This window comes from Kribbella sp. NPDC055110 (genome assembly GCF_053607525.1).
In genome coordinates this window covers 47,107-68,473 of the sequence record NZ_JBSGTS010000022.1, presented here as the reverse complement: position 1 = coordinate 68,473, position 21,367 = coordinate 47,107, and the positions used below count along the sequence as shown (strand labels likewise).

The 21,367-nt window shown below is 69.1% G+C and carries 19 protein-coding genes; 9 read left to right on the top strand and 10 right to left on the bottom strand.

The window, feature by feature from the left end:
• Positions 1-28: 28 nt before the first annotated feature.
• The 4 genes from ACWF0M_RS28450 to ACWF0M_RS28435 all read right to left on the bottom strand — a co-directional run bounded on the left by ACWF0M_RS28450 (position 29) and on the right by ACWF0M_RS28435 (position 3,263).
• Positions 29-694, bottom strand: coding sequence for a response regulator (locus ACWF0M_RS28450; RefSeq protein WP_452238785.1), 666 nt, complete (start codon positions 692-694; stop codon positions 29-31).
• A 10-nt stretch (positions 695-704) separates the two neighbouring features.
• Positions 705-1,352 carry a response regulator gene (locus ACWF0M_RS28445; RefSeq protein WP_452238784.1) on the bottom strand — a complete coding sequence of 216 codons (648 nt, stop codon included), beginning with the start codon at positions 1,350-1,352 and terminating at the stop codon, positions 705-707.
• Positions 1,349-2,491, bottom strand: coding sequence for a sensor histidine kinase (locus tag ACWF0M_RS28440; protein ID WP_452238783.1), 1,143 nt, complete (start codon positions 2,489-2,491; stop codon positions 1,349-1,351). Before ACWF0M_RS28440 ends, ACWF0M_RS28445 begins: the two co-directional genes overlap by 4 nt.
• Positions 2,492-2,564: 73 nt before the next feature.
• Positions 2,565-3,263 (bottom strand): FadR/GntR family transcriptional regulator, encoded by a 699-nt coding sequence (locus tag ACWF0M_RS28435; protein WP_452238782.1) that lies wholly within the window; start codon positions 3,261-3,263, stop codon positions 2,565-2,567.
• 47 nt (positions 3,264-3,310) lie between these two features.
• On the opposite strand from ACWF0M_RS28435, the gene ACWF0M_RS28430 reads away from it, so the two are divergent.
• A complete protein-coding gene (locus tag ACWF0M_RS28430; RefSeq protein WP_452238781.1) occupies positions 3,311-4,522 on the top strand; it encodes an alpha-hydroxy acid oxidase in 1,212 nt (403 codons plus the stop codon).
• On the opposite strand, the gene ACWF0M_RS28425 is transcribed toward ACWF0M_RS28430, so the two are convergent.
• The 3 genes from ACWF0M_RS28425 to ACWF0M_RS28415 form a co-directional block, all read right to left on the bottom strand.
• Positions 4,466-5,653 (bottom strand): sensor histidine kinase, encoded by a 1,188-nt coding sequence (locus ACWF0M_RS28425; protein WP_452238780.1) that lies wholly within the window; start codon positions 5,651-5,653, stop codon positions 4,466-4,468. The genes ACWF0M_RS28430 and ACWF0M_RS28425 overlap by 57 nt on opposite strands.
• Before the next feature lie 78 nt (positions 5,654-5,731).
• A complete protein-coding gene (locus ACWF0M_RS28420; protein ID WP_452238779.1) occupies positions 5,732-6,370 on the bottom strand; it encodes a pyridoxamine 5'-phosphate oxidase family protein in 639 nt (212 codons plus the stop codon).
• Positions 6,370-7,623 carry an MFS transporter gene (locus tag ACWF0M_RS28415; protein WP_452238778.1) on the bottom strand — a complete coding sequence of 418 codons (1,254 nt, stop codon included), beginning with the start codon at positions 7,621-7,623 and terminating at the stop codon, positions 6,370-6,372. The genes ACWF0M_RS28420 and ACWF0M_RS28415 overlap by 1 nt, the downstream gene beginning before the upstream one ends.
• A gap of 121 nt (positions 7,624-7,744) precedes the next feature.
• Here ACWF0M_RS28415 and ACWF0M_RS28410 point away from each other — a divergent pair, with 121 nt between their 5' ends.
• A complete protein-coding gene (locus ACWF0M_RS28410) occupies positions 7,745-8,209 on the top strand; it encodes a hypothetical protein (RefSeq protein WP_452238777.1) in 465 nt (154 codons plus the stop codon).
• A 6-nt stretch (positions 8,210-8,215) separates the two neighbouring features.
• Here ACWF0M_RS28410 and ACWF0M_RS28405 read toward each other — a convergent pair whose 3' ends face one another.
• Positions 8,216-8,719: an alpha-ketoglutarate-dependent dioxygenase AlkB gene (locus tag ACWF0M_RS28405; protein ID WP_452238776.1), complete on the bottom strand. Its 504-nt coding sequence runs from the start codon at positions 8,717-8,719 to the stop codon at positions 8,216-8,218.
• Between the two features lie 1,369 nt (positions 8,720-10,088).
• Between ACWF0M_RS28405 and ACWF0M_RS28400 the strand changes: the two genes are divergently transcribed.
• On the top strand, positions 10,089-12,473 hold the full coding sequence (locus ACWF0M_RS28400) for a DUF222 domain-containing protein (RefSeq protein ID WP_452238775.1): 2,385 nt from the start codon (positions 10,089-10,091) through the stop codon (positions 12,471-12,473).
• Positions 12,474-12,554: 81 nt separating this feature from the next.
• Here ACWF0M_RS28400 and ACWF0M_RS28395 read toward each other — a convergent pair whose 3' ends face one another.
• Entirely contained in the window at positions 12,555-12,743 is a 189-nt protein-coding gene (locus ACWF0M_RS28395) for a hypothetical protein (protein ID WP_452238774.1), read from the bottom strand.
• An 84-nt stretch (positions 12,744-12,827) separates the two neighbouring features.
• Here ACWF0M_RS28395 and ACWF0M_RS28390 point away from each other — a divergent pair, with 84 nt between their 5' ends.
• The 3 genes from ACWF0M_RS28390 (at position 12,828) to ACWF0M_RS28380 (ending at position 15,935) form a co-directional block, all read left to right on the top strand.
• Positions 12,828-14,192 (top strand): amidohydrolase, encoded by a 1,365-nt coding sequence (locus ACWF0M_RS28390; protein ID WP_452238773.1) that lies wholly within the window; start codon positions 12,828-12,830, stop codon positions 14,190-14,192.
• Positions 14,193-14,207: 15 nt separating this feature from the next.
• The gene (locus ACWF0M_RS28385) at positions 14,208-15,005 is read left to right on the top strand and encodes a dienelactone hydrolase family protein (RefSeq protein WP_452238772.1); all 798 of its coding nucleotides are present in this window, start codon (positions 14,208-14,210) and stop codon (positions 15,003-15,005) included.
• A gap of 249 nt (positions 15,006-15,254) precedes the next feature.
• Entirely contained in the window at positions 15,255-15,935 is a 681-nt protein-coding gene (locus ACWF0M_RS28380) for a hypothetical protein (protein WP_452238771.1), read from the top strand.
• Here ACWF0M_RS28380 and ACWF0M_RS28375 read toward each other — a convergent pair.
• Positions 15,932-17,434: a lectin gene (locus ACWF0M_RS28375; RefSeq protein WP_452238770.1), complete on the bottom strand. Its 1,503-nt coding sequence runs from the start codon at positions 17,432-17,434 to the stop codon at positions 15,932-15,934. The two genes, ACWF0M_RS28380 and ACWF0M_RS28375, sit on opposite strands and share 4 nt — an antisense overlap.
• A 158-nt stretch (positions 17,435-17,592) precedes the next feature.
• Here ACWF0M_RS28375 and ACWF0M_RS28370 point away from each other — a divergent pair, with 158 nt between their 5' ends.
• Genes ACWF0M_RS28370 through ACWF0M_RS28360 form a run of 3 tightly spaced genes read left to right on the top strand, consistent with a single transcriptional unit; the run spans position 17,593 to position 21,360 of the window.
• Entirely contained in the window at positions 17,593-18,855 is a 1,263-nt protein-coding gene (locus ACWF0M_RS28370) for an ROK family transcriptional regulator (RefSeq protein WP_452238769.1), read from the top strand.
• On the top strand, positions 18,852-20,360 hold the full coding sequence (locus ACWF0M_RS28365; protein ID WP_452238768.1) for a sugar ABC transporter ATP-binding protein: 1,509 nt from the start codon (positions 18,852-18,854) through the stop codon (positions 20,358-20,360). The genes ACWF0M_RS28370 and ACWF0M_RS28365 overlap by 4 nt, the downstream gene beginning before the upstream one ends.
• Positions 20,353-21,360 (top strand): ABC transporter permease, encoded by a 1,008-nt coding sequence (locus tag ACWF0M_RS28360; RefSeq protein WP_452238767.1) that lies wholly within the window; start codon positions 20,353-20,355, stop codon positions 21,358-21,360. The genes ACWF0M_RS28365 and ACWF0M_RS28360 overlap by 8 nt, the downstream gene beginning before the upstream one ends.
• The last annotated feature ends 7 nt before the right edge of the window (positions 21,361-21,367 follow it).

Below are 21,367 nucleotides of genomic sequence, written 5' to 3'. Positions count from 1 at the left end.
CCCGCCTACCTCCGTCGGAGTAGTGGGATCAACCCAGCCAGCCCGGGCGTACCAGGCCGGTCTGATAGGCGAGTACGACGAGTTGGGCGCGGTCGCGGACGCCGAGTTTGATCATTGCTCGGCTGACATGGGTTTTCGCGGTCGCCGGACTCAGCACGAGCCGCCCGGCGATCTCGTCGTTCGACAACCCTTCTCCGACGAGTGCGACGATCTCCTTCTCGCGTTCCGTGAGTACGTCGAGTTCCTTGCTCGCATGTGGCTGCCGCGACCGCGACGCGAACTCGGCCACGAGTCGCCGCGTCACCCCAGGCGACAGCAGCGCATCCCCGCGCGCCACCACCCGCACGGCCTGCAGCAGCTCGACCGGCTCGGTGTCCTTCACGAGGAACCCGCTGGCCCCGACGCGCAGCGCCTCGAACACGTACTCGTCCAGGTCGAACGTCGTCAGGATCACCACGTGAACGTCGGCCAGCTCAGGATCCGCGCCGATCTGCCGCGTCGCCTCCAGACCGTCCATCCCCGGCATCCGGATGTCCATCAGCACCACGTCGGGCTTCTCCCGCCGCGCCACCGCGACCGCCTCGGCGCCGTCCGGCACCTCGCCGACCACCGTGATGTCGTCCTCGGCGTTCAGCAACGACCGGAACCCGGCCCGCACCAACGCCTGATCGTCCGCCAGCAACACCCGAATCATGCGCTGGAGCTTATGCCAGCCCGGCGTCGTGGGCGAGGAGCGCGATCTGGGTCCGGTTCCCGAGTTCCAGCTTGGTGAGGATGTGCGAGATGTGCGCCTTCACCGTCGCCAGGCTCATGTACAGCTCCGCGCCGATCTGCGCGTTCGCCTTGCCCTGCGCGACCGCGAGCATCACGTCGTACTCCCGTGGCGACAACCGCTTCAGTTGCTGTTGCGCGATCGTGTGCGCGTCGGCCTGGGTGGCGGCGCGGTCCATCAACCGGCGCGTGATCGCCGGCGAGAGGATCGGGTCACCGGCCGCGACCCGGCGTACGGCGTCGACGATCTGCGCCGGCGGCGTGTCCTTGAGCAGGAATCCGCTCGCCCCGGCGCGGAGCGCGTGCAGGACGTTCTCGTCGGTGTCGAACGTGGTGAGCACCACGACCTCGGGCGGATTCGTCCGCGCCCGCAGCCGCCGCGTCGCGACGATGCCGTCCACCCGCGGCATCCGCAGGTCCATTAGCACGATGTCCGGGAAGTGGGCGTCGACAGCGGCCGGTACTTCGTCCCCGTCGGCGGCCTGCCCGACCACGGAGATCCCGTTCGCGCCGTCGAGCATCATCTCGAGGCTGGCCCTGACCAGCGCGTCGTCGTCCACCACCAAGACCCTGATGTTCACGAGGGCCACGGTAGCGAGGCCTCCAGCCGGAATCCGCCACCGGGCGCCTGCCCGTGGTCCAGCGTGCCGCCCGCGAGTTGCACGCGCTCGGTCAGCCCGACCAGGCCGGTCCCGCTACCCGGCGCCAACGGCGTACCGTTCGACGCCGGGTTCGTCAGCTCGATCCGCAACGCGTCGCCCGCGCGCCCCGCCACCAGCACGGTCACCGGATGCCCCGCGGCGTGCTTGCGCGCGTTCGTGAGTCCTTCCTGCACGACCCGGTACGCCGTCCTGCCGGTTGCCGGTGGCAACGACGCCGGATCCGCCACCTGGTCGTCGTACGCGATCGTCGTACCCGCCTCCCGCGACTCGTCGACCAGCGCGCGCAGATCCCCGAACGTCGGCTGCGGCCGCCCTTCGTACACATCCTCGTCGCGCAGCACGTTGATCACCTCGCGGAGCTCGTCGAGCGCCTGGTGTACGCCGGTGCGGATCACGCCGGCCGCGTTCGCGAGCTTCTCCGGCGACGAATCCGGGCGATACTCGAGCGCCCCGGCGTACGTCGCGAGCAGCGACAGGCGATGTGCGAGTACGTCGTGCATCTCGCGCGCCATCTTGGTGCGCTCGAGGGTCCGCGCCTCGGCGACCCGGCGCCCCTGCTCGGCCTCCGCGCGACGGGCACGCTCCCGCAGCGATTCGAGCAACTGCTGGCGGGCCTGCACGCCCTGCCCCCAACCGACCAGCGCGGCGTGCACGACGACATCCAGTACGGCGAACCACAGGAACGGCAGGCCGTTGATCGGTTGCCACAGGCCCTGAATCAGATGCGCCACCGTACCGGCGAGGGCGACCAGGATCGCCGTACGCAACGGCCGGCGCAACGCGACGGACAGCGTGCCGACGGTGGACGGCGGAGTCGCGGCGGGGGAGAGGACGGCCAGCACCGCCAAGGCGATCGCGCCCGGTACCGGCCGGCGGATCACTACTGGGATGAGCGCGACCGAGAGGAGACCGACCGCGAGGTCGAGCAGCAGGAACGTCCGGTGCTCCGGATCCGGCAGCCGCCCGACGATCGTCATCGCGACCATCACAGCGATCGCGCCAGTCGCAACGAAGTACACCCGCTTCGACGGCTTCCGCGGCACGCACGACTCCTCCATGCCGCCGAGACTAGGCGGCCGCAGGCAGTTCCCACCACCGACCAAAGTCGAACCCCCCTGACTTCCTGTCGCTTCAGACGCCCCCTAATTGAGCAGCCTGGTAGAACCCCCGGATGTGCGCGGTCACGAGCTCGGCCGCGCGCTCCGGCGCACCGCCGCGCACCGCCGCGAGGATCGACCGGTGCTCGGACCGCAGCCCGACGGCCGTCGCCTCCCAGTCCGGCAGATTGGGTACGGCGGCCAGCACGTACCCGTGGATCGCCGTCCGCAACGACGTCATCACCGCCGCGATCAGCACGTTCCCGGCGAGCGCGGACAGCGCGACGTGGAACTCCGCGTCGAGCAGATGGAACTCCTCCGGCGACAACCCGGGGTCGTCCATCCGGTCCAGCAGCTCCTCCGCGACCTTCAGCTCGTCCGGCCCGAGTTCCCGCGCCGCCGCCTCCCGCGCCGTCCAGGACTCCAGCAGCAGACGGGTCTGCACGACGTCACCCATCGGCAGGTGATTGGTTGCCAGGTGCAACCGCAGTACGGCGGTCAACGGCGACACCGGCTCCGCCACGATGACCGCCCCCGCCTCCGGGCCGGATCCGGTCGCGGTGCGTACGACGCCCATCGCCTCGAGCACCCGGACCGCCTCCCGCACCGACGGCCGGCTGATCCCGAGCTGCTCGGCCAGCGTCCGCTCACCCGGCAACCGCCCGCCGATCCGCAGCCGCCCCGCCGCCAGGTCGGCCTCGACCCGATGCAGGACCAGCTCGTAGTTCTTCATGTGGACGACACTACCTGTGTGGTCAGACCACACGATATGGTGTTGTGATGACCGATCGCCAGCTGCCCAAATGGTCCGAGCTGAAGCCGCTGCTGCGGCCGAAGCCGGTCACAGTGAACCCGACCGAGCGGCGGCTGGAGAAGGCGCTGACGATCGCGGACCTGCGGGCGCTCGCGAAGCGCCGGACGCCGCGTTCGGTGTTCGACTACACCGACGGTGCCGCCGAGGCGGAGATCAGCCTGCGCCGCGCCCGCCGACTGTTCGCCGAGATGGAGCTGCAGCCGTCGATCCTGCGGGACGTGTCGGACATCGACCTCGGTACGTCGATCCTCGGCGGCCGCTCCGAACTGCCGTTCGCGTTCGCGCCGACCGGGTTCACCCGGATGATGAACCACGAAGGTGAGAGCGCGGTCGTGAAGGTCGCCGAGCAGGTCGGCATCCCGTACGCGCTGTCGACGATGGGCACCACCTCGATCGAGGACGTCGCGGCCGCGGCGCCGAACGCGCGCAAGTGGTTCCAGCTGTACGTCTGGAAGGACCGCACCGCCGGTGAGGACCTGGTGAAGCGGTCGGCCGCCGCCGGGTACGAGGCGCTGATGCTGACCGTCGACGTACCGGTCGCCGGCGCGCGTCTGCGCGACGTACGCAACGGCTTCACGATCCCGCCGTCGCTGACCGTGAAGACCGTCCTGGACGCGTCCCTGCACCCAGCCTGGTGGGCCAACCTGCTCACCACGCGACCGCTGACGTTCGCCTCGCTGTCCACATGGGACGGCACGGTCGCCGAACTGCTCGACAAGCTGTTCGACCCGACGATGACGATCGACGACCTCAACTGGCTGCGGTCGATCTGGGACGGACCCCTGATCGTCAAGGGCATCCAGACCGTCGAGGACGCGCGCCGGGTGGTCGACGCGGGCGCCGACGCGGTCGTGCTGTCCAACCACGGCGGTCGCCAGCTCGACCGCGCCCCGACACCGCTGCGCATCCTCCCGGAGGTCCGGAAGGCGATCGGGACCGACGCGGAGATCTACCTCGACACCGGCATCATGTCCGGCGCCGACATCGTCGCGGCGATCGCACTCGGCGCCGACGCCTGCCTGGTCGGCCGCGCGTACCTGTACGGCCTGATGGTCGGCGGCCAGCGCGGTGTCGCCCGCGCCGCGGACATCCTCACCAAGGAGGTCCGGCGCACGATGGCGCTACTCGGCGTCTCCAGCGTTGCCGAGCTGAACCCGTCCCACGTCCGCCTGCCCTAGCGACGGCAGGGTCGCCGTGATCCGCAGACCACCGGCTGGTGTGCGGTTCGCGGTCAGCGTGCCGCCGAGCGCGGTGGCACGCTCGCGCATCCCGGAGATGCCGTTGCCCTCCTTCGGCGGTCCGTCCAGGCACTCGCCGTTGTCGTCGATCTGGAGCACCAGCGCCTGCTCGCCGAACTGGATCCGAACCGTCGCCGACGTCGCGCGCGCATGCCGTACGACGTTGGTCAGGGACTCCTGGATGATGCGGAACGCGGCCCGGTCCAGCCCGCTCGGCAACGGTCGCGGCTCGCCGTGAACGATCTTGTGCACCTCGAGCCCGGCCCTCGCGGTGCGGCTGATCAAGTGGTCCAGGTGATCCAGCCCCGCGACTGGTTGACGGGGCGCAGACTCGTCGGATTGACGCAGTACGCCGACGATCGATCGCAACTCGACCAGGGCTTCCTTGCTCGCGTCCTTGATCGCGGACAGCGCCGGAGCGGCCTGCTCCGGCTGCCGATCGACCAGGTGTAGCGCGGTGGACGCTTGCACGTTGATGAGCGAGATGTGGTGCGCCACGACGTCGTGGAGCTCCTGCGCGATCCGCAGGCGTTCCTCGCCGGCTCGGCGCAGTTCTTCCTCTTCCCGTGTACGTGCGGCCGCCATGACACGGTCGCGATGGGCGCGGAAGAGTTCGGCGACGAACCCCAGTACGCAGAAGCAGGTGCCGACGAGCAGGACCTGGTACACGCCGTCATGGTTGATGCCGAGGATCATCCGTCCGCCGACGTGCCCGACGTACAACGTGACCAGCCCGACCCAGCCCGCCAGCCGGTGACCGAGCCGGATCGTGGTGAACACGGCGATCACGAACGCGAAGATGACCGGGCCCCACGCGTACTCGCGGAGCATGTAGATCAGCGTCGAGATGACAGTTGCCCACAGCACCGGGATCGGATTGCTCCGCAGCCAGTACAGGGACAGTGCGCCGACCAGCAGCAGGACCACCATGATCCAGTCGGGCGCGTGGCGGTCGGCCTGACCACGCGACGCGCCGAACGACCCCACCACCGAGAACACGGCCAGCGCCACCGGCAGCAGGATGCGGCGCACACGGGCCCCGAAGGTCGGGACGTGGACAGGTTCGGTCACACTACGAAACCGTAGAGGGCGGCCGGGGCGATGTCATCGTCGCCACGGAGTACATCGGCCTGCGCCGGCTGAGGTAGTTCAGTACTGAACCTTATAGATCTTCTCCTCGTACGCCTGCCCGTAGTACTCCTCGAGCGTCGAGAGCTCCTCGTCGGGGCGCTCCAGCGCCTGCGAGATCCGCGCCCGGGCCGGCAGCGCGTCCGGATCCCAGGTCTCGGGCTTCCAGAGCTTCGAGCGCAGGAACGCCTTCGAGCAGTGGTGGAAGATCTCCTCGATCTCGACCAGCAGGGCGAGCTGCGGGCGGTTGCCCTTCACGATCATCTCGTCGAAGAACGGCGCCTCGCTGACGATCCGCGCGCGGCCGTTGATCCGCAGCGTGTCACCGCGGCCGGGCAGGAAGTAGATCAGCCCGACATGCGGGTTGGAGATGATGTTGGTGAAGCCGTCGACCCGCCGGTTGCCGGCGCGCTCGGGGATCGCGATGGTGCCGGCATCGAGGACCTTGGTGAATCCGGCCGGGTCGCCCTTGGGGGAGACGTCGCAGGTGCCGTCGTCGGCGGAGGTGGCGATGAGGCAGAACGGCGACGCCGCGAGCCACTCGCGATCCAGGTCGTGCAGCTCCTTGCGGGCCTTGCCGGCAGCTGCTGCCAGCGGTTGCGGGACGATCGCCCGCAGCTCGTCCTGCGTAGTGATTTCGACCAGTCCGGGAATCTCCATCAGGCGGCGCTCTCCTCTACCAGCGACGGCGTGGCGTCCTCGTTGACGGCCCTCGTCCGCGCAGCCCATCGTACGGCGGGACCAGTTGCGCAACTGGTCCCCAGGAACAGTGCACCGACCACCAGCCAGCCGATCGGACCCCATCCGAGGATGACCGTGGTGAGCAGCGCCGGGCCGAGCATCCTGGCGATCGCGGGGCCGGTGCCGAAGAAGCCCTGGTACTGACCCTGCTTGTCAGCCGGTGCGAGTCCGAAGCTGATCTCCCAGGCGCCGGACGCGAGCTTCATCTCTCCTAGCGTCAGCAGCGCCGCGGCAACGATGAGAACACCTGCTGTGGTGGCGCCTGTGGTTGCTGCCGTGGTGGCAAACACCGCGCAGGCGGCCAGCATGGCGACTCCGGCGTACCGGACACTGCGGGATGCGGTGCGGAGATCCTTGACGCTCTTCGCGATCCGGACCTGGAACAACGTGACGCCGAGCGTGTTCACGATCATCAGCGAGGCGACCACCCAGCTGGGGGCGCTGGTGCGGGTGACGATCCAGAGCGGACCGACCAGGCTGATCAGCGGCATGAAGAGCAGCATCACCGCATTGATCAGCGCGAGAACGGCGTACGGACGGTCATGCAGCACCGCCAGCCGCGGCTCACCCACGACCCGGCGGGTGGTCGCGATCGACGGCACCCTTTTGAGCAGGCCGGCGGCGATCAGGAAGCTCAGCGCGTCGATCCCGAACACGATCAGGTACGCCGCTTTGCTGTCGAACCGGAGCGCCACACCGCCGAGGAGCGCGCCGAACGCGAGCCCTGCGTTCACCGTGGACTGCAGAAACGCGCGGATCCTGGTCCGCTCGGCCGGGGCGACCAGCCCGGCCAGCAACGCCTGCCGCGCCGCGGTCAGTCCGGTCTGGCTGCACGCGTAGACGATGGCGGCGATGAGGAAGCCGGCGAAGCTCCTGACAACCAGGAACGACGCGACAGCGGTTGCGGTCGTCAGCGCCAGCAGGACCGCGGTGCCGCGCGCTCCGCGCCGATCCGCGAGGTTGCCCAGCGGCACGCCGGCCAGGAATCCCACCAGCCAGGCGATCGTCAGCCCGAGACCGACCTCCGCGGTCGAGAGCCCGACGACGCGGGTGAAGAACAACGCCGAGGTGACGACGAACGCGCCGTCGCCGACCGCGTTCGCCAACTGCGCCATCGCCAGGTCCCGCGGCGCTCCGGCCGGGGGAAGCATCTGCCCAAGTCTGCTGCTCATGTCCTTGAGCCTATGGGTTTGACGGCCCAGGTTTCAGGTCCATTCGTAATGCCGAACGATGGGCCACTTTGCCCTGTGGACAACCCGGATCGAGGGTGGGAATCACGGCACCTTTACAGACATGAGCTTCGAGAATCTCTCCGCGACCTGGGTGGACCAGCCACTCACCGACCCCGACCTCACCGCCGACGTCGTAGACCTCATGGTCAGCCTCGGCGACCGCCGGCGAGGCAGCTTCACCGTCCTCATCTGCGACCCCGACGCCCGCTACCGAGCGACCCTACTCATCGATCTCCCCGCAAACTGCCTCCCCAACCCGCACCCCGGTCATGCGAGCCTCAGCCCCGCTCAAATCTGCGCGACCGCCCTGCATCCGGTTATCCCGGCCGTCCACACCGCCCCCGGCACAGCCCTGGTCCTCGTCCTCGGCCGCCCCGGCCCCACCCACCTGCCCGACTTCGACACCGAATGGGCAGAAGCCGCCACCACCATCTGCGAGGCCGTCGGCATCCGCCTACTCGGCTTCTACGTAGCCACCAAGGACGGCATCCACCAACCGGCCATCACCGAATCCGCCGCCGCCTGAACGCCGTCACCGCACCCCACGCGGCCGGAACTGAATACTGATCCGCGGCCCGACCCGCCCCGCCGCCTTCGGAATCGCATGCTCCCAAGTCCGCTGGCAGGAGCCGCCCATGACGATCAGATCCCCATGCCCCAACGGATACCGCACAGTCGAGCCGACCGGCCCACTCGACGCCCCCGGCCGCGGCCGCAGCGCCAGCACCCGAGGCTCACCCACCGACAAGATCGCCACCATCGTGTCCTCGTGATTCCCGCGCCCGATCCGATCCCCATGCCACGCGACGCTGTCCCGCCCGTCCCGGTAGTAACACAACCCCGCCGTCCGGAACGGCTCACCCAACTCGTCCGCGTAATGCGCACTCAAGGCATCCCGCGCCTCATCCAGAATCGGCACCGGCAACTCGGCGTTCTCCCCGTAAAAACACAACAACCGAGGCACATCCACCACCCGGTCGTACATCTGCCGCCGCTCCGCCTGCCAAGGCACCTCCCGAGCCAGCCGCTCATACACCTGATCCGCCCCCGTCAGCCACCCCGGCAGCACATCAACCCAGGCCCCACGCCCCAACTCAGCCCGCGCCAGCCCACCCAAAGACCCCAACAAAGGATCCGCAAAAGCATCCAGCAACGACCCCTGAAGATCACCACCCATCCCCCCACCCTACCCGAAACTCGAACAAACGTTCCCCTCCAAACCCAACTCACGGCACGCCCCACCCGCACCCCCACCGCGACCACCAAGCCACACACAAACGCCTTCCACGGCCCAGCCCCAAATCCCAGCCCCACGGCCCAGCCCCACGGCCCTGCGCCTCATCCCACCCCACGGTCCAGTCCTCACCCACGCCCGCACCCCGGCCGACGCGGCCGGGGTGCGACCCGCTGGCGCCGCACGAGTTCGCGCCGACCGCACGTCGACACACGCACCGACCCCCTTCCGCCCTGCCGCACCCGCGTACGCCTCGGCCCCCGCTCGTCCCTCACACACGCAGGATGATTGCCTGACTCGCGCGCACACCGACCTCTAGAGAGCGGGCCGAAACAGCGCCGTTTCACCTTAAAAACAACGCCCTTCGCAGCCCGCACCACACCCCTCGAACCGCCCTGCGCCGCACCACCGCGCACCGCACCGCACCGCCTGCTCCGAGCCACCCTGCACCGCACTGTCGGCCCCGCACCCGCACTGCCCTCCACCGACCCGCCACACCGCGCAGCCTGCACCACACCACACCGCACCGCCTGCACCGCACCGCACCGCACGCACTGCGACATGCAGTGCTCTGCCCCCCGCACTGCCCCCCGCACTGCCCTCTACCGGCCTGCCCCGCTGCGCCTCCCTGCACCGCACCGCTCGCGCTGCACGCAGCGCGCCACGCTGCCACCGCGCTGGCCTGCTCCGCGCTGTACCCGCACTGCCCTCCACCGCCTTGTCACGCCGCGCCGCCTGCTCCGCGCCGCCTGCTCCGCACCCGTACTGCCCTCCACCGCCTTGTCACGCCGCGCCGCCTGCTCCGCGCCGCCTGCTCCGCACCCGTACTGCCCTCCACCGCCCTGCCACGCCCACCGCTCCTGCACCGCAGCGCCCTGCACCGGACTGCCCCGCCCGGCACTGCACCGCCCGGCACCGCACCGCCCCTGCACCGCAGCGCACCGCCCCCGCACTGCGCGGATAGCGCCGCGTGGACAGGGCGCAGCCAGCCCACCTCAGCGCTCCCGACCAATCGCATCACCTCTCCAGACCACCCGCCACCGACTCGTGACCGCCGCCGCATACACGTTTCCTGGCACGCCGAGGGTGTGACATTCCCCCTTGTGGATAAGGGAATCCGAGCCCGCCACCGGCTTGAACCGGCCGTCCCACCTAGCATAGAATCGAACACATGTTCGAGGAAGATCTGGAGTCGCTCCCGACCCGCGACCTGCTGGAAAACGCCGCGGAATGCCGCGCCATCGCCAGCCAGGCCGACGCGCGGCTACTCGAATGCGCCCAGATCTACGCCGACCGCCACCACCCCTCCATCTGCCCGACCCGCCCCACCCGCCGCGCCACCGACGGCCGCGAACGCGCCGTGGTACTCGGCGGCGACGGCTGCCCCGAAATCGCCGAGTTCGCGATCGCCGAACTCGCCCTCGTCCTCGGCGTCTCGGCCGGGGTCGGCCGCGACCTGCTCGCCGACGCCCTCGCCCTCCGCCACCGCTTCCCCCGCACCTGGATCGCGATCCTGGCCGGTGAGGCCACTCCGTGGAAGGCCCGCCAGATCGTGCGCGCCTGCACCAAACTCGACCGCCTCGCCGCCGCCTACGTCGACCGCAAGGTCGCCGCCGTGATCGACACCATCTCCCCGCACCGGCTCGAGAAGATCGCCCGCGCCGCGCGCAACCACGCCGACCCCGCCCAAGCCGCCGACGAAACCGCCGAGGCCGCCGACGAACGCGGCGTCTACATCGGCCGCGGCGACGGCCACGGCAACAAAACCATCTACATCAAAGCCGCGGCCGCCGCAGCCAACCGGTTCAACGCGACCATCACCGACCTCGCCGACGCCCTCAAGAAACTCGGCGACATCCGCCCCATCCAGCACCGCCGCGCCGACGCCCTCGAGATCCTGTCCGACCCCCGCTTCGCCCAAGAACTCCTCACCCAAGCCCGCACCCACATCGAAACAGCCCCACCAGACAACCCGGCCACACCCGACAACCCGGTGATGCCGAACGACGCGATGGTGCAGGACGACCCGGCGGCGCCGAACGACGTGGTGATGCAGGACAACCCGGTGCCGAACGAGGCGGTGGTGCAGGACGACGCGGCAGTGCAGGACGACGTGGTGATGCAGGACGACGTGGTGATGCCGAGCAACCCGGTGGTGCAGGACAGCCCGGGGGTGCAGGACGACGTGGTGCCGGGCGATGCGGTGGTGCCGGTTGGTGAGCGCGCGGGGGATGGGCCGCAGGCCAGCGTCCTCGACCGGCCGCTTCCCGGCTCCCGACGCCGACCAGACCCTCTCGAGCCACAGGACTCGCCCGAGCCACCGGGCTCGCCCGAGCCACCGGATTCGTTCGAACTGCAGGGGTCCGGCCCCCGTCCGGCTTCCGCCGCGCCGGCGAGTGCGCCGAGCCCGTCGCTCGAATCGCCGGACTCGCTCGATCTGGTCGAGCCCTCGGGTCCGCCGGACGATCCGTGGCTGGAAGCCGCCGCTCCCTACGACCCCGACCCGCCAACGGACCCGTTCGACCGGCGGACAGCAGCCCAGGCCGCGGATGCGGATGCGTGCAACGAACCCGGGGAGGGTTCGGCGATGGATGCCGCCGCGTTGCGGGCACTCCGCGCCCGGCTCGCGCAGATCAAGCAGGACGCCTACGCCAACCCGAGCTACCCCACCCACCCCGCCAACCTTGCCGAGCCCGCCAACCTTGCCGAGCCCGGCATCCCCGCCCGCCAGGCCAATCTCACCCGCCAGGCCAACCCCAGCAACTCTGCCGGCCCTGGCAGTCCGCTTGACTCGGGCAGCCCATGCCGCCCCGCTGGCCCAGGCGGAACACTCCACCCGGGCAGCTCGGAAAGGCCGCGCGGTCCAGCCGAACCTGACGGTCCAGCCGAACCTGACGGTCCAGCCGGACTCGGCGGTTCAGCCGAGTTGGCGTGCCCCGGTGCGCCGGCGGGACCGGCAGACCCGATCAACGGGACCAAGGGACTGGTGCGTCCGGGATCGGCCCGTGCGGGACAGGTGCGTCTGGGATCGGCGCGGGTGGGGCAGGTGCGTCCGGGGCAGACCGAGGTGGTCGTGCATCTCACCGACCACACGCTGGCCACCGGCAGCGGTGTACTGCGGGTCGAGACGATCGGGCCGTTGCTTGCGGCGCAACTGGCCGAAGTGATCGGTTATGGGCCGTACACGGTGAAGCCGGTGATCGATCTGAATGATGCGGTGAGTGTTGATGCGTATGAGATTCCGACCCGGATCCGTGATCGCGTCAGGTTCACCTACCCGGTCGAGCTGTTTCCGTACGGCAACCGGGAGACCACCAGCACGATCGATCTCGATCACATCGAGCCGTACGACCCGCACGGACCCACCGGCCAGACGAGTACGACGAACCTTGCGCCGCTGGGCAGGTTCGGGCACCGGGTGAAGACCCATGCCCGCGGCTGGAACGTGCGCCGGGTCGACTACAGGACGCTCGAGTGGACCACGCCCCACGGGTTCACCTTCCACGTCGATCCCAACGGCACCCACCGGATCGACCCACGAGACCCTCCGGAGTGACTGGTGAGGCCGAGGGCCGGGTGGTCGGGATGAGTGGCGACGCGGGTGGGCGATGTCTTCGATGTCCGTCTCGGCCTGCCGTCAGGATTCCGGTCCGGACGCGCGCAGCGTGTGAGCGGCAGTCTCCAGGCGTGCGCGGAGCTCGAGGGCCTCGGGGTCGTCTGCGTTCTGAGACGCCTCCGTGCGCGCGATGCAGAGGGAGCGGATGGCCGGCAGGTGCTCGTATGGAAATACGCCGGCGGTCTGGCGCAGGTCGTCGTTCGTCAGCATCGAGTTGCCGTGGGCTTGGGATCCGTCAGGTGGACCTGTGGGTCGGCGAGACTGCTGTACGTCGACGAGCGGCCAGGAGGGTGAATGTCGCGAGTGCTGATCCGCAATGTCTCCGTTCTGATCGTGCCCGAACAGGGGGAGTGCCGCGTCGACGAGGAGCAGGACATCCAGGTTCAGGACGATCGAATCGTCGCGATCACGCCGACCTCCGGCGCTCCGGATGCGGGGGCGGGTGAACCGCCTGCCGAGGTGGTTGACGGGAGTGGGCTGCTGGCGGTGCCGGGGTTGGTGAACTCGCATACGCATAGTCCGATGGTGATGATGCGGGGTGCGGCGGAGGATCTGGCGATCGAGGACTGGTTCAATCGGCGGATCTGGCCGATGGAGGTGAACCTGACGCCGGAGCGGGTGCGGGTCGGTGCGCGGCTGGCGTGTGCGGAGATGTTGCTGGCCGGCGTGACCACGTTCGTCGATCACTACTTTCACGCCGACCAGATCGCCGCTGCCGCGATCGAGTCCGGGATCAGGGCGGATCTCGCGCCAACGTTCTTCTCATCAACAGGACAGACAGCAGGACAGACAGGAGGACAGGCCGCGACGTTCGAGATGACCCGCGAGCTCGGCAGCCTGCATCCGCGCATCACCGCGAGCCTCGGACCGCACGCGACGTACACGGTGACCGACGAGGACCTGCGGCGTACGGCGGACCTCGCGCGGTCCGACGGGCGACGGATCCATCTGCATGCCGCCGAGACGGATGACCAGACGCAGGCCTCGCTCGACAAGCGCGGTGTCACGCCGATCCAGGTGCTCGAGCGGACCGGTGTCCTCGAGGCCGGTGCCCTGATCGCGCACGGCTGCGGCATCCGGGCGGAGGATCTGCCAATTCTCGAGCGGTACGCCGACCGTACGACGGTCGCGTGTTGCCCGAAGGTGTACCTCAAACTCGCGATGGGCGAGGTCACCCCGATCAAGGCCCTGCGATCAGCGGGCGTCGACGTGGGTGTCGGCACCGACGGGGCCGCCGTACACAACACGCTCGACGTCTGGGAAGCGATCCGCATGGTCGCCCTCACCCAGAAGCAGCGCGAGCGCGACGCCGAATGGATGACCCTGTCGGACACGCTCCGCCTCGCCACCCGGGGCAGCGCCGCAGCCGCCGGACTCAAGGACGAGATCGGCGTACTCGAGCCCGGCCGCCAAGCCGACATCGCCCTCGTCGACCTCAGCGCACCGCACAACCAACCGGTCCACGACCCACGCGCCGCGCTCGTGTACTCCATCCGGGCTTCCGACGTCGTCACCGTGCTCGTCGCCGGCCAGGTCGTGGTGCGCGACCGCCAACTCACGACCATGGACCTGACAGAAGTCCTGGCCGACGCGAAGTCCCTGGCCCACACCCTCGTCGACCTCTCCCAAGGTGGCGCCGTCCAGCACTACGCCCCGTGATGCAGACTTCTCTCCATGAATGCAGACCTGGGCTCCTGGCGGAGGGCACCGTTCAGTGGCGGTGGCCTGACCTTTGACTGCTTCGAGAAGGGTGAAGGCCCCGGTGTCGTGCTGATTCCGGAGATCCCTGGTCTGACGCCTGAGGTGGCCGCGTTCGGCGAGCATCTGGTGAGCGAGGGGTTCACGGTCGTGATCCCGTCGCCATTCGGTACGCCGGGACGCCCGGAGACCACCGGGTACGCGCTGGGCGTGCTCGCGCGGCTGTGCGTGTCGAAGGAGTTCCGGTGCTTCGCGGCGAACGCCGAGCGTCCAATCACGAAGTACCTGCGGGCTGTCGCGACCGACCTGGCCGCGCGGACGCCGGGCCGTGGTGTCGGTGTGATCGGGATGTGCTTCACCGGAGGGTTCGCGCTCGCCACCGCGGTGGAGGACGTGGTGAAGGCGCCGGTACTGAGCCAGCCGTCGACGCCGTTCCCGGTGAGCGCGAAGTTGCGCCGCGATCCCGGTCTGTCGGAGCGGGAGCTCGAAACGGTCAAGGAACGCACCCGCACCGACGGGCTGTGCGTTCTCGGGATGCGGTTCAGTCAGGACCGGATGGCGCCGGCGGACCGGTTCGTCACGCTCCGTGCGCAGCTCGGTGACGCGTTCGAAGTGATCGAGCTGGACTCGGCGCCGGGCAATCCGGACGGGTACACCAGGGGCGCCCATTCGGTGCTCACCCGGGACCTGCGCGAGGACCCGCCGAACTCGGCGTACCACGCCCGGACGCGGACCGTGGAGTTCCTCCGGGAGCACCTGACAGCAACGGACTGACAACCGTCCGTGCGGAAATGTCAAAACTACGTTGGGTAACCCGAACGGTGTGATTCGGTGCTCCCACAGCGGGGGATTCTGCCAATGCCTGGGGGTTGATCGTTGCGGTCCGCAAGTGCGGGGGAGCGGTGGGTGACGCCGTTGTTGTTCCTCTGGTCGTGGGTACCGCAGGCATGGCACGATCGGCCACCAGAGGCACTACAGGGGACGCGCAATGGCGGGTGTCATGCACTGGACGAGTGAGGCTGTATGAACGGGCGGACAGCGCAGGAAAGCCGGATCCCGGTGAACGGGACCGTGCCGGGGACCAACGGTCACACTCCGCAACAAACCACTCACCCAGATCCACCAACGGAGTGGCAAGGGGATGGGCCGGAAGACGTCGCACCGCGGTCGGAGTGGCTGTCCGAGGTGCGGGACCGGCCGCGGGAGCAGAGCGGTACGACGTTGCGCCAGTTCAACACGCCCGTCCGGGTCGACGAGATCGCGGTCGCGGCGATGACGCTCGCCGAGGACCTGCACGCCGCGACGCAGAACATGCCCGAGTCGGTCGAGTTGCGGCGTTTCCGGCGCGACCTCGACCAGGCCGCGACCACGTTCCGCGACCTGGCGACCAAGCTCGAGGTCACCGCCGGCAAGCTCGTCCGGCTGGCCGCGAACGAGGGGCAGGCCTGCGGCGTCGGCTGGGGTGTCTGTCCTGAGCACGGTCTGACGCTGATGAACGTCGGCGACACGGTCACCTGCCACGTCCTCGGCTGCGGCCGCGAGAACGAGGGTGAGGTGGAACGCTGCGTTCACCCGGTCGGGTACCGCGTCGTCGATGCTGCCGGGCCATCCCTCCTCACCTGCGCCGGGCACGCGATCGCCTGCCGTCTGTACTTCGACAACCCGGTCATCACGGCCACCGCCGACAGCATGGAGCTGTTCTAGGAGATCCGGCAGGACGTCAGCTGGTCGTTCGCGTTCGGCGACAACGCGACGAAGTTCGGCGTGTCGGCCGTCCGCACCCACGTCTGCCCGCCGAAGTTGTCCTCGGCGTAGATCGTCACGGTCCAGCCGGACGGCACCCGCACCGAGGACGCCCAGTTGTCCTGCACCCCGGCAGCCAGCAACTGCGCGCGGGTGTAGTTGCCCTTGGCAAGGGTCGCGCCGGCCGCGCCGCCGTAGTCCACGTGCTCGTAGAAGATCACGCCGCCCGTGCCCTGAACAGGTATCGGAGCAGTCGGGCGCACTGAAGTCAGTGGAGCTTGGCCTTTGAACATGCGGCCGCCGTCGTTCGTCAAACGAAGGTAGTAGTCGGAGGAGCACGCCGTACCGTCCTCGTCGAGGGCGCGGATGCCCGAGCTCACAGGGATCCAGGCCGACGACTCGGCGGTCTTGGCGATCTGGTTGCCCTCGTTGAACTCGTCGAACATCGAGATGTACAGCCCCTGCACGCCGACGCGGGTGAGGTTGTAGAACTGCCGCCACATGAGTTCGCCGTGTGCCCGGTGCCCGGACTGCAGATCGCCCGGAATGACGCACGGCTGGTAGTCGATCCCGTGGGCGTTGCAGTCCGCCTGGTCCTGCTGGTTCACGTTGTTGTAGTAGTGATCCGCCCCGGCGATGTCGCTGATCCGCCCGACCATCCACGGCGACAGCATGTTGAACGCGTGGTACACGTCCAGGTACCCGGGCCGCGAGTCCTCGTTGCCCGGCAACCAGTGCGTCGGTACGCCGCCGATCACGTAGCAGCCCTGCCCTTTGAACCAGTTCACGACGTCCAGGCACACGGCGGGCGACCACGCCTTGTTGGCCTCGTTGAACCCGAATCCCCAGATGCAGACGACGGGTTTCCCGTTCTGCCGCGCGTACGCCGATGACGACGTGTACGCGCTCATCTTCGAGGTCCAGTCCGCCTTCATCTCCGTTTGCATCGACGTCCAGGCGGTCGCGTCGTACATGATGTAGAACTTCCGCCCGTACTGTTCCGCGGCCTGCCGGACCTTCGCGGCCATCGCGTCGCGGGTCGGGCCCTCGCCGCCGGTCGGGTTGAACCGCTGCAGGGCGGCCGTGTCGCAGCCGTTCTGCTGCATCCACTGGAAGTGCGTGTTCACGGTCTGCTGGTCGTACGACGAGAACAGCTTGGCCGGCTGTCCGTTGCCGAGGTTCGAGTACGCCGTCTGGTAGGTGGCGGTGTAGTCGCGGACGTCGGGCCAGCTGCCGAGCGCGTTGTTGGTCGGCGACGGCGGCTGGCCCCAGTTGTTGCTCCAGTGCCACCACCCGTTGATCGGTGCGCCGTCGCCGGCGCAGGCGAACCAGCCTTGGTAGCCGACGGTGACCTTGCCGACGACGTCACCTGGGGGACTGGCGGCGGAGGCGAACTGGGACCGGCCGGCCAGAGCGGCTGCGGCGGTGGTGGCGAGGAGGGTACGGCGCGTGAGCTTCATGGGCGTGCTCCTGGTGGGGGCGGGCAGGAGAGAATGCGGTGAGCGTACAAACCCCGACAAATTCCTGCAAGAACTCGACTGTTGCGAACTCTTGACGGCCTCTCTGCGTGAACTTAGTTTGTTGGCTCAACAGACAAATTCTGGAGAGGGGTGCCCAGATGACGTTGACCGACGGCCGTCGCCCGGGGAACCGGGGCGTTGCCGCCGATCACGTGTCGCTACGGCGCAACAACCTCTCGGTGGTACTGCGGCATGTCCGCGACCTGGGCCCCCGGTCCCGGGCCCGGATCGCGGAGGAGACCGGCCTGAACAAGGCGACCGTGAGCAGCCTGGTCGCCGAGCTCGTCGAACGCGGCCTGCTCCGCGAAGGCCTGGCCGACTCGAGTCGCGCCCTCGGCCGCCCGGGGCAGCTCGTCGAACTGGACGGCACCGGTGTCTGCGGCGTCGGCGCGGAGATCAACGTCGACTACTTGGCGGTCGCGGCGCTTGACCTGGCCGGCGGCGTCGTACTCGAGAAGCGGGTTCCGGTTGACGTCGCGCATCTCGAGCCGGGTACGACGCTCGATCGGTTCGCCGAATTGGTCAGGGAAGCTGTCGACGCGGTCGAGGCGCGTGACGGTCAGTTGGCTGGTGTGACGCTCGCCGTACCCGGGCTCGTGCAAACGGAGACCGGGGAGTTGAAGCTGGCGCCCAACCTGGGATGGGGCGAGCTGTCGGTCGCGCAGGAGATGCGCACGCGGCTGGGTGAGCCGACGTACCCGTTGCATGTGGACAACGAGGCGAACCTGGCGGCGCTGGCGGCGTACGCCGAACTCCGGCGGACCGACGACGAATCAGTGCAGGACCTCGTACTGCTGACCGGTGCGGTCGGCGTCGGTGGTGGTGTGGTGGCCGGCGGGCATCTGATGCGCGGCGGGCACGGGTACAGCGGCGAGGTCGGGCACATGCCGGTAGCCCCGCCCGGGCGGACCTGCGGCTGCGGGCGTACGGGGTGCTGGGAGACGGTCGTCGGGCTGACCGCACTGTTGCACAAGGCAACGGACAGGGACGATCCGGTACGGGACCCGTCGCTGGACGTGGAGCAACGGCTGGCCGGGATCACCCGGCGCGCCGTTGCGGGGGACGCGCGGACGCTGTCCGCGTTGAAGGACGTCGGCACTTGGCTGGGGATTGGGGGAGCGATCCTGGTGAACATCCTGAACCCGGACGTGCTCGTACTGGGCGGCTACTTCGCCGTCCTCGGGCCGTGGCTGAAAGAACCATTGGAGAAGGCGATCCAGGACCGGGTGATCGCACCGGACGGCGGCGGCTGCCGGGTCGTCCGGTCGGAGCTCGGTTTCGCCGCCGCAGTTCGGGGCGGCGCGCAGATCTCGCTCGACCAGGTCTTCGTCGACCCGACGCGGATCGGGGTCATGTCGTGACGGACCTGCTGAACATGACGGGCATCGTCAAGGAGTTCCCCGGCGTACGGGCGCTCGACGGTGTGGACCTCGACGTACGGGCCGGTGAGGTGCACTGCCTGCTCGGGCAGAACGGTGCGGGCAAGTCCACGCTGATCCGGGTGCTGACCGGCGCCCATCAGCCGGACGCGGGCATGATCCGGATCAACGACGAATCGGTGCAGCTGAACAGCCCGACCGCGGCGATCCAGCGCGGTATCGCGGCGATCTACCAGGAGCTCGACCTGGTACCGGACCTGACCGTTGCCGAGAACATCTTTCTCGGCCACGAACCGTCCCGGTACGGCTTCAGCCGGACCCACGAGGCCAACACGAAGGCCCGCGCGATCCTGCAGGGTCTCGGGCACTCCGAGATCCCCACCCACCGGACGGTCGGTTCGCTGCCGGCCGCCGGTCAACAGGTCGTGAGCATGGCGCGAGCGCTGTCCCGTGACGCTCGGCTGATCGTGATGGACGAGCCGTCCGCGGTTCTCGATCCTGAAGAGGTCAGCAATCTGTTCCGGGTGATCCGCGGTCTGACCGAGCGTGGCGTCGCGGTCGTCTACATCTCGCATCGGCTCGAGGAGATCCGCGAGATTGGCGACCGGGTCACGGTGCTCAAGGACGGCGCGACCGTGGCGACCGGTCTCGACGCCCGCGAGACGCCGACCAAGGAACTCATCCAGCTGATGACCGGGCGCTCGATCGAGTACGTCTTCCCGCCCCGCAACGAGATCCCGGACACCGCGCCCGTCGTACTCGAAGTGGTCGACCTGAGTCGGCCCGGTGAGTTCGCCGGGATCGGGTTCGATGTGCGCGCCGGCGAGATCGTCGGCCTGGCCGGGCTGGTCGGCTCCGGGCGCTCCGAAGTACTGGAGACCGTGTACGGCGCGCGACGCGCGGCGACCGGATCCGTCCGGGTCGACGGTGCCGTACTGCGGCCCGGCCGGGTGCAGGACGCGGTGAAGGCCGGTGTCGGACTCGCACCGGAGGAACGGAAGAGTCAGGCGCTGCTGCTCGACGAGGCGGTGTTCAAGAACATCACCGTGTCGACGCTGGGGCGGTTCGCCAGCTCTGGATTCCTGAACAACCGGGCCGAGCGGGACGCCGCCACGAAGCTTGCCGTGGCGCTGGATGTGCGTCCCCCGAGCGTGGATCAACCGGTGCGCAACCTGTCGGGCGGCAATCAGCAGAAGGTGGTGCTCGCGCGCTGGTTGCTGCGGGACTGCCGGGTGCTGCTGCTCGACGAGCCGACCAGGGGTGTCGACGTCGGTGCGCGGTCGGAGATCTACGCGTTGATCAGGAAGCTGGCGTCGGACGGGGTCGCGATCGTGCTGGTCTCCAGCGAAGTCCCGGAAGTGCTCGGTCTGTCCGACCGGGTCGTCGTACTGCGGGAGGGGCGTGCCGTCCACACGGGGCCCGCGCAAGACATCGACGAGCACCAGGTCCTCGACCTGGTGATGGAAGGAGGGCGAGGTGATGAGTGAGGAGATCCTCAAGGGGCCTGCGAGGCCCCGGTCGTCGGCGGACCTGCTGAGGTCGGGCTTCGGTCGCAACCTAGGGCTCGTCGTCGCTCTGGTGCTGCTGTGCATCGTCGGCGTCGTCACCGCGGGCGACACGTTCGCGACCGGTGCGAACGTGCTGACGATCCTGCGGCTGGCCGCGGTCATCGGGGTGGTCAGCGTCGGGATGACGTTCGTCATCACCGGCGGCGGGATCGACCTGAGCGTCGGCGCGATGGTCGCGCTGGCGTCGGTCTGGGCGACCACGTTGGCGACCCAGCAGCTGGCCGCCGACTACCACTGGATCTTCATGGTCACCACGGCGCTCGCGGTCGGCGCGGCGTGCGGTCTGGTTAACGGCCTGCTGGTTGCCTACGGCAAGATCGTGCCGTTCGTCGCGACGCTGGCGATGCTGGCGTCGGCCCGTGGTCTGGCCGAGATCATCTCCGACCGGAAGACTCAGATCATCACGGTCAACTCGTTCGCCGACTTCTTCGGCGGCTCGCTGATCGGCGTACCGGTGCTGATCTGGATCTTCCTGCTGGTCGCCGCGGCCGGCTGGGTGCTGCTGAACCGGACCACCTTCGGCCGCCGCACGTTCGCCGTCGGCGGGAACGCCGAGGCCGCCCGCCTGGCGGGTATCAAGGTCCAGCGGCACACCGTGGCGCTGTACGTCCTGGCCGGCCTCTGCTGCGGGATCGCCGCGGTGATGCTGATGGCACGGACGACAACGGGGAGCTCGACCCACGGTCAGTTGTACGAACTCGATGCGATCGCGGCGGTGGTGATCGGCGGCACGCTGCTGTCCGGTGGCCGCGGCACGATCGTCGGCACCGTGTTCGGCGTACTGATCTTCACGACGTTGAACAACGTCTTCACCCTCAACAACCTGAGCATCTCCGCCCAGTCGGTGGCGAAGGGCGCGATCATCGTGGTCGCCGTCCTCCTCCAGCAACGGCTGGCGCGCCGTTCCACCGGATCGTAGAAGGAGG

What these genes read in the sequence shown, in the direction of transcription:
- ACWF0M_RS28380 (WP_452238771.1), top strand. Translation starts at nt 15,255, where the DNA reads ATGAACGGGCGGACAGCGCAGGAAAGCCGGATCCCGGTGAACGGGACC.
- ACWF0M_RS28435 (WP_452238782.1), bottom strand. Translation starts at nt 3,263, where the DNA reads ATGAAGAACTACGAGCTGGTCCTGCATCGGGTCGAGGCCGACCTGGCG.
- ACWF0M_RS28410 (WP_452238777.1), top strand. Translation starts at nt 7,745, where the DNA reads ATGAGCTTCGAGAATCTCTCCGCGACCTGGGTGGACCAGCCACTCACC.
- ACWF0M_RS28375 (WP_452238770.1), bottom strand. Translation starts at nt 17,434, where the DNA reads ATGAAGCTCACGCGCCGTACCCTCCTCGCCACCACCGCCGCAGCCGCT.
- ACWF0M_RS28385 (WP_452238772.1), top strand. Translation starts at nt 14,208, where the DNA reads ATGAATGCAGACCTGGGCTCCTGGCGGAGGGCACCGTTCAGTGGCGGT.
- ACWF0M_RS28400 (WP_452238775.1), top strand. Translation starts at nt 10,089, where the DNA reads ATGTTCGAGGAAGATCTGGAGTCGCTCCCGACCCGCGACCTGCTGGAA.
- ACWF0M_RS28415 (WP_452238778.1), bottom strand. Translation starts at nt 7,623, where the DNA reads ATGAGCAGCAGACTTGGGCAGATGCTTCCCCCGGCCGGAGCGCCGCGG.
- ACWF0M_RS28370 (WP_452238769.1), top strand. Translation starts at nt 17,593, where the DNA reads ATGACGTTGACCGACGGCCGTCGCCCGGGGAACCGGGGCGTTGCCGCC.
- ACWF0M_RS28390 (WP_452238773.1), top strand. Translation starts at nt 12,828, where the DNA reads ATGTCGCGAGTGCTGATCCGCAATGTCTCCGTTCTGATCGTGCCCGAA.
- ACWF0M_RS28395 (WP_452238774.1), bottom strand. Translation starts at nt 12,743, where the DNA reads ATGCTGACGAACGACGACCTGCGCCAGACCGCCGGCGTATTTCCATAC.
- ACWF0M_RS28420 (WP_452238779.1), bottom strand. Translation starts at nt 6,370, where the DNA reads ATGGAGATTCCCGGACTGGTCGAAATCACTACGCAGGACGAGCTGCGG.
- ACWF0M_RS28430 (WP_452238781.1), top strand. Translation starts at nt 3,311, where the DNA reads ATGACCGATCGCCAGCTGCCCAAATGGTCCGAGCTGAAGCCGCTGCTG.
- ACWF0M_RS28440 (WP_452238783.1), bottom strand. Translation starts at nt 2,491, where the DNA reads ATGGAGGAGTCGTGCGTGCCGCGGAAGCCGTCGAAGCGGGTGTACTTC.
- ACWF0M_RS28450 (WP_452238785.1), bottom strand. Translation starts at nt 694, where the DNA reads ATGATTCGGGTGTTGCTGGCGGACGATCAGGCGTTGGTGCGGGCCGGG.
- ACWF0M_RS28360 (WP_452238767.1), top strand. Translation starts at nt 20,353, where the DNA reads ATGAGTGAGGAGATCCTCAAGGGGCCTGCGAGGCCCCGGTCGTCGGCG.